The sequence below is a fragment of the Halochromatium sp. genome (genome assembly GCF_046541315.1).
GTDB lineage: Bacteria > Pseudomonadota > Gammaproteobacteria > Chromatiales > Chromatiaceae > Lamprobacter.
Genome location: NZ_JBKHDN010000161.1, coordinates 1 through 6,400 on the forward strand (window position 1 = coordinate 1; position 6,400 = coordinate 6,400).

Annotated in this window: 4 protein-coding genes; 3 read left to right on the forward strand and 1 reads right to left on the reverse strand. The window is 65.6% G+C overall.

Annotation, left to right across the window (positions count from 1 at the left end; genetic code table 11):
• Positions 1–99 precede the first annotated feature (99 nt).
• A complete protein-coding gene (locus ACLFQI_RS10515) occupies positions 100–660 on the forward strand; it encodes a Uma2 family endonuclease (protein ID WP_410759148.1) in 561 nt (186 codons plus the stop codon).
• Between the two features lie 15 nt (positions 661–675).
• Here ACLFQI_RS10515 and ACLFQI_RS10520 read toward each other — a convergent pair whose 3' ends face one another.
• A complete protein-coding gene (locus tag ACLFQI_RS10520) occupies positions 676–2,850 on the reverse strand; it encodes a putative bifunctional diguanylate cyclase/phosphodiesterase (RefSeq protein WP_410759149.1) in 2,175 nt (724 codons plus the stop codon).
• A 199-nt stretch (positions 2,851–3,049) separates the two neighbouring features.
• On the opposite strand from ACLFQI_RS10520, the gene ACLFQI_RS10525 reads away from it, so the two are divergent.
• Positions 3,050–5,848: an ATP-binding protein gene (locus ACLFQI_RS10525; protein ID WP_410759151.1), complete on the forward strand. Its 2,799-nt coding sequence runs from the start codon at positions 3,050–3,052 to the stop codon at positions 5,846–5,848.
• Positions 5,845–6,324, forward strand: coding sequence for a hypothetical protein (locus ACLFQI_RS10530; protein ID WP_410759153.1), 480 nt, complete (start codon positions 5,845–5,847; stop codon positions 6,322–6,324). Before ACLFQI_RS10525 ends, ACLFQI_RS10530 begins: the two co-directional genes overlap by 4 nt.
• Positions 6,325–6,400: the final 76 nt, after the last annotated feature.

The following is a 6,400-nucleotide window of genomic DNA, read 5'->3' on the forward strand; positions in this document are numbered from 1 at the left end:
CACTTCGGGCTGATGCCGCCGCAGCCCGACTTGCTTGAGCTGGAGCCCAGCCCGTCAGGCCCGTCAGAACCATCAGAACCGCCGGAATAGGCCACTGCCATGCAACCTGCCTACAAGCAAACACTCTACGAGCAGCTCGAAGTACTGGCCGAGGGCCTCACCGGCGAGATCCTCAATGGGCAGTTACACACGCAGCCACGGCCCGCTGGGCCGCACATGCGCGCGGAGACCGAACTCAACATCGACATCGGCAGCGCCTACGGCCGGGGACGCGGTGGACCGGGTGGCTGGTGGATTCTCGTCGAGCCCGAGGTCCACTTCGTCCGCGATCAAGAGGTGGCGGTGCCGGACCTGGCGGGCTGGCGAAAAGAACGCATGCCGGACATTCCCGAGGGCCATCGCTTTGAGGTCGTCCCGGACTGGATCTGCGAGATCCTCTCACCATCGACCGCAAGCAAGGATCGCGAAGTCAAGATGCCGATCTATGCCCACTACGGCGTTGCCTACGCTTGGCTGGTCGACCCCAAGCGACAAACCCTTGAGGCCTATGGACGCGATGGCGGTCACTGGCGCCTGATCGCCGAGGCCTCCGGCACCGCCACCTTGGCCGTTGCGCCCTTCGACGCCTTGCGGCTCGATCTGAGCAATCTTTGGAGTTGAGGCCGCATCCATGCCTCACTGCCGAAACCTGTCGCTCGCCAAGGCGTTGTTCCCATCGCCAAATTGCCGTGGTTGATACTGGCGCAAAAACTCTGTTGCAGCATGCGCCGGGAGCGGCTTGCTGACCAGATAGCCCTGGATTGCGTCGCACCCGAGTCCGCGCAGCGTGCGGACCTGCGCCGGATCTTCGACGCCTTCGGCGATGACTTCGAGGCCAAGGCTGTGGCCAAGGGCGATGATGGCCTTGACGATGGACGCGCTGCTGGCGCTGCTGGCCATGTTGCGGATGAAGGAGAGATCGATCTTCAGCGTGCAGACATCGAGCTGCTGCAAGTACGCGAGGGATGAGTAGCCGGTGCCGAAATCATCCACCGAGACGCTGATCCCGGCGGCGCGCAGTTGGGTCAGCAACCGCGTGGCCTGGCCAGGGTCGCTCATCATCATGCTCTCGGTGATCTCGATCGAGAGCAGGCTCGGCGCGAGGCCGATCTCCGCCAGCAACGACTGGATGCGCTCGACGAGCTGGCCGCGATAGAGCTGGAGGGTGGAGACATTGACCGCGACCCGACGCGGCTCGAGACCGGCGATGCGCCAGTCGCGCAGTTGCTGGCAGGCACTGCGCAGCGCCCAGTCGCCGAGCGGCACGATCAGGCCGCTTTGCTCGGCGAGCGGGATGAAGCTGGCCGGTGAGATCGGCCCCCGGCTCGGATGGGTCCAGCGCGCGAGCGCCTCGAAACCCAGCAGGCGGCCATCACTGAGCGCGATCTGGGGCTGATAGTGGAGTTCGAGCGCCTCCTGTTCCAGGGCGCTGCGCAGGTCCGATTCCAGGGTCAGGCGCAAGCGTGCCTGCTGCATCATCTCCGGCGAGGCGAAGCGCGGGCTACCGCGGCCTTGGGCCTTGGCCTGATGCAGGGCGGCATCGGCGCTGCTTTGCAGGGTCTCGGCATCGCCAGCGTCGTTGGGGTAGAGGGCAATGCCGATGCTGGCGCCGATGACGATGCGGTGGCCATCGATGGCGATCGGTTGACGGATCGCTTCGATGATGCGCTGGGCGAGGAGATCGACCACCGGCAGGCCGGTGTCGCCCGCGAGCAGGATGTCGAACTCGTCGCTGCCGATGCGGGCAATGGTCGTGTGATCGGGCAGGAGCCTGCGCAGGCGCTTGGCGACACTGATCAACACCTGATCGCCGAAGTGATGACCGAGGCTCTCGTTGATGGTCTTGAAATGGTCAAGATTCACCACGATCAGCGCCAGACCGCCCTGTGTCGTCTCGGCTTGCTGCATGGCATGAGCGAGCGACTTGGCGAAGAGAGTCCGGTTCGGGTAGCCGGTGAGCGGATCGCGATAGAGAAAGAAGTCGCGCTCCTGCTCGATCAGGCGACGCTCGGTGATGTCGCGGTTTGAGCCGCGGTGACCGAGAAAACGGCCCGCGTGGTCGAACACCGGCCGGCAGACATGTTCGATCCAGCGCTCTTGACCCGCACGCGTGCGCAGGCGCAGCTCCAGCGCCTCGGTCCGGCAGGCATTTTGCGCCGGACGCGCGGCGTGCTCGTGCTGCTGCCAGGTCGCGCGATCCTCGGGGTGGATGAGGCGCTCCATGAGATGCGCGTCGGCGAAGAAATCGCTAGGGGCATAGCCGCAGATCGCCTCGCAGGCGGGCGAGACGTAGATGAAACGGCCATCCGGTGCCGACCAATATTCCCAGTTCGGGGAATAATCCGCCAACACCCGATACTGTTCCTCGCTGCGCTCAAGCAAGGCGGTGCGTTGTTCGACCAGCGTCTCGAGCGTGCCGCGCAGCTGCGCGAGTTCCAGATGGGTGCGCACCCGCGCGCGTACCTCATCGATGTCGAACGGCTTGGTGATGTAGTCGGCGGCGCCCACCTCGAAGCCCTTAAGCTTGTCGCGCACCTCATCGATCACGGTGACGAAGATGACCGGAATGTGAGCGCCGCGCGGCGCGGCCTTAAGGCGCCGACAGACCTCGTAGCCATCCATGCCCGGCATCTTGATATCGAGTAGGATGAGATCCGGCTGGGGATCGTTCAGCGCGAGTTTCAAGGCCTCGTCGCCATGGGTGGCGGCAGTGACGGCATACTCCTGGCGCAGACCGTTCATCAGGACATGCAGATTGTCGGGCATGTCGTCGACGAGCAGGAGGCGCGGGCGAGGGTTGGGTGAATCCATAGGCCCCTGCGAGGACAGAGTGGCGTTTGATTCCAGGGCGATTTCGGTCAATCGCCTAAACGATTGAGCTTAGCGTGCCTGCGCAGTATAACGCCACCACTCGGGCTGTCGGTGTCGACACTCGGCTCATGCGGTGAAACCGAATGCTTGCGCATCCTCTGACACGCGATTACCTGGTTCTGAACGGCGGGCAGGCGCCATGCGGCAACGCCAACGCCGCTTAGCGCTGGCGGCGCTCGCCGTCCTGTTGGGACTGGGTCTCGCGGGCGGTTTGGTGGCTCTCTGGCCGGATGCTGCACTGGATGTCCGGCTACTGTGGCGGTCGACACTGAATCGGCAATCCCAACCCCTGGTTCGGGTCGGGCTCTATGAGAACGAGCCCAAGGTCTACACGCAGGCCGATGGCGAGCCCGCCGGGCTGTTCGTCGATCTGCTCGAAGCCATCGCGGCGCACGAAGGTTGGCGCTTGCGCTATCAGCGCTGCGAGTGGCAGGACTGCCTGGCGATGCTGCGCGGCGGACAGCTCGACCTCATGCCGGATGTGGCCTATTCGAGCGAACGCATGCGTCTCTACGACTTCAACGAGGTCTCGGTGGCGAGCAGTTGGTCGCAGGTCTACAGTCACCCCGAGCTTAAGGTCCACGCTTTGGCCGATCTGGAGGGACACCGGATCGCGATACTCGTCGGCGGTGTGCAAGAGGCCTTCTTCGATCGGCTGATGGCGATGAATCGCCTCGAGTATGTGGCCCTGTCGGTCGGTTCCTTGGAGCAGGGTTATGCGGCGGTGCACGCCGGTCAGGCCGATGCGGTGGTGACGAATAGCTTCTTCGCCGCGCGCAATGCCAATCGCTATCGATTGCGCGAGACTCCGATCCTGTTTTTGCCCTCGAATCTGTACTTCGCGACCGGGCGCGGGCGCAACGCCGAGCTGTTGGCGGCGATCGACGTGCATCTCAGCGCTTGGCGCCATGATGCCGAGTCGGTCTATTACAAGGCGCTGCACCACGCCATGGCGCTGCCGCCCGAGGTCTTGTGGCCGCCGTGGTTGGGATGGTCGCTGGCGAGCCTGATGGGTGGGTTGGTGCTGCTCGCCGGCCTGAGTCTGTTGTTGCGCTGGCAGGTCAATCAGCGCACCCGCGCCTTGCTCGCGAGCACGCGCGCGCTTGAAGCACAGCGCGGTCGGCTCGAGCGCGGCGAGACCGATGTGCGCGAGGAGGAGGTGGTGCGCAAGGATGGCCGCCGCTTCTGGGTGCGCATCACCGCGCGCGCGGTCGATCCGCGCGATCACGGCAAGGGCACGGTAGCGGTGATCCAGGACATCAGTGACGAGCGCGCGGCGCTGGCCGAGATGCAGCGGGCCAAGTCCTTGGCCGAATCGGCGACGCGGATGAAGTCCGAGTTCCTGGCTAACATGAGCCACGAGATCCGCACCCCGATCAACGCCGTTCTCGGTATGCAATACCTCGCCTTGCGGCACCCCGACCTGCCGGAGACCGTGCGCGATCAACTCGACAAGGCACAGCGCGAAGCCCGGGCGCTGCTCGGCGTGATCAACGATATCCTCGATTTTTCACGCATCGAAGCCGGCAAGATCGAACTCGAGCAGATCGCGTTCAAGCTCGATGAGGTGCTCGCGCGGGTCACCGACAGCCTCGGCCTTCAGGCCGAGCAGAAAGGCCTAAAGCTGTCGATCCGGTATGATTCGCCAATACCCGCCAGGCTGCGCGGCGACCCCCTGCGGCTCGGACAGGTACTGCTCAACCTCTGCGGCAACGCGGTCAAGTTCACCGCACAAGGCGAGGTCGAATTATCCTTACGCTGCCTGGAGCAGCACGCCGAGGGACTGACGTTGCAGGCCTGCGTGCGCGATACCGGCATCGGCATGACCCCCGAGGCACAGGCCGGCCTGTTCCAGCAGTTCAGTCAGGCCGATCAAACGACCACGCGGCGCTTTGGCGGCTCCGGGCTGGGGCTTGCGATCAGCAAACGACTGGTCGCCCTGATGGGCGGGCGCCTCTGGGTCGACGATTCCCGACCTGGGTTTGGCAGTACCTTCTGCTTCACGGCGCGCCTGGGACGGGTCGCTCCGCGACAACGCCATGCAGCTGCCGAGGGCTTGGTGTGCGAGCCGGGGTTGGCGTCGGCATCGTCGAGCCTGTTGCCGGTTGCAGGCCTACCCTCGGCGTCCGGCTCGTCGGCCGCCCGGCTAGCCAACGCGCGCCTGTTATTGGTCGAGGACAATGCGATCAATCGCGAATTCGGCGCGGAGCAACTCCGCGCCGAAGGCATGCGAGTCGATGAGGCCTGTGATGGGGCCGAGGCGCTGCACCAGGTGCAGCACGCGGCCTATGATCTGGTGCTGATGGATATCCAGATGCCGGTGATGGATGGGCTGGAGGCAACCCGGCGGATTCGCGCCTTGGCCGAGAGCACCGGCGAGGCACGCTATCGGCGGTTGCCGATCGTCGCCATGACGGCGATGGCGAGGGCGCAGGATATCGAGGAGAGCAAGGCGGCCGGCATGAGCGACCATCTCTCCAAGCCAGTGGTGCCAGAGCAGTTGCTCGCCGTCGTGCGGCGCTGGATCACGCCAGTCGCTGCCAGCGCAGATGCTGAGACCACGGCTGATGCCGGTGCCCATGCTGGCGCCAATGCCGAGGCAGGCGGCGCAAGCAGACCGGGGGATGTCGCTGCGGTGGATGGCCTCGCCGACCCAGGCATGACGGCGGATACAGCGATGACGGATGGCCCCGATAGCGATGGTGCGAGAGCGCATGTCCGCGCGCGAGGGCGCGGATTGCCGCCGGAGCTTGAGCGGCTGAACGCCCTGGATGTGCGCGCCGGCATCCATCGCATCGGCGGCCGCGTTGCCGCCTATGCCGAGCAATTGCGTCGCTTTCGTGACCATTATGCCGACGCTGCCGATCGGCTTGAGCGTTTGCAGGCGCGAGCGACGCCGGAGAAGGCCGCGGCTTTTTGCCATGCGCTCAAGGCGTGACCGGCAACCTGGGCGCGACAGTGTTGTTCGAACAGCTGACGGCGCTCGACGCCCGGCTAAAGCAGGGCCAACCGCCCGAGCCGGAACGCCGCGAGCAGCTACGGGCTGCGCTCGCCGACGTGTTGGACGCAATCGAGCAGGTGCTTGCCTGGCTGTCCGCCGAGCCTGATCCCACCCGACGGCCGACCTTCGGGTCCAAAGACAGCGCATCCGCAGCGAACAACGCCCCCGCGCTGGGCAGACCGCCGGCGCCGCGCCTTGCGTCCGCAGCGGCGCGGCATCGGCTGTTGGAGTTAGCGCGCGCGCTCGACGAAGACCTGGGCGCGGCCGAGGCACCACTCACGGCCCTGCGCGCCGGCCTGGCGGATAGCCCGTTTGCCCCCGCCCTCGAGGCGGTTGCCGAGGCATTGGAGCGTTTCGAGATCGATGCGGCGCGGACGCGGGTGCGGCAGCTGCTCGAGCGGGAAGGGGGCTAGGGTGGGGTTCTGGAGCAGCCCGCGCTCGCGTGGGCCATGGCGTTCGCGTCTGATCCAGGTAGAATCATGGGTTGTT

What these genes read in the sequence shown, in the direction of transcription:
- ACLFQI_RS10515 (WP_410759148.1), top strand. Translation starts at nt 100, where the DNA reads ATGCAACCTGCCTACAAGCAAACACTCTACGAGCAGCTCGAAGTACTG.
- ACLFQI_RS10520 (WP_410759149.1), bottom strand. Translation starts at nt 2,850, where the DNA reads ATGGATTCACCCAACCCTCGCCCGCGCCTCCTGCTCGTCGACGACATG.
- ACLFQI_RS10525 (WP_410759151.1), top strand. Translation starts at nt 3,050, where the DNA reads ATGCGGCAACGCCAACGCCGCTTAGCGCTGGCGGCGCTCGCCGTCCTG.